This is a genomic window from Serratia sp. BW106 (assembly GCF_002607755.1).
Taxonomy (GTDB): Bacteria; Pseudomonadota; Gammaproteobacteria; order Enterobacterales; family Enterobacteriaceae; genus Serratia; species Serratia proteamaculans.
The window spans coordinates 182,861-183,127 of record NZ_MCGS01000030.1; the positions used below are offsets into that span (position 1 = coordinate 182,861).

At 54.7% G+C, this 267-nt stretch carries 1 protein-coding gene; it reads right to left on the reverse strand.

Annotated features, from left to right (window positions below):
• Window positions 1-267, reverse strand: a 267-nt coding sequence (locus tag BEI65_RS27235) for an MFS transporter (protein ID WP_232519129.1), incomplete at both ends; no start/stop codon positions are given.

Here is a 267-nt window from a genome sequence, read left to right on the forward strand (position 1 = left end):
TAAGCTTCAATCGCCGGCGAACCCCCGCTGCACACCAGCCCCAGATAAATACCGCACAGCAGCGCCCCGAGCACAAAGTTGGTTTTCAGCAGCGGCGAAAAGACATAAATAAACAGCGGCGCCAGAAACAGCAGCAGGAAAATGATCATCCACAGCAGGTGTTTCTTCAGGCCAAACTTGTCGGTGACAAAACCAAAGATCGGCTGGAACACCAGGGCAAACAGCGCCATGCTGGCGAATACCAGGCCGGTTTGCTGCTGATCGAGC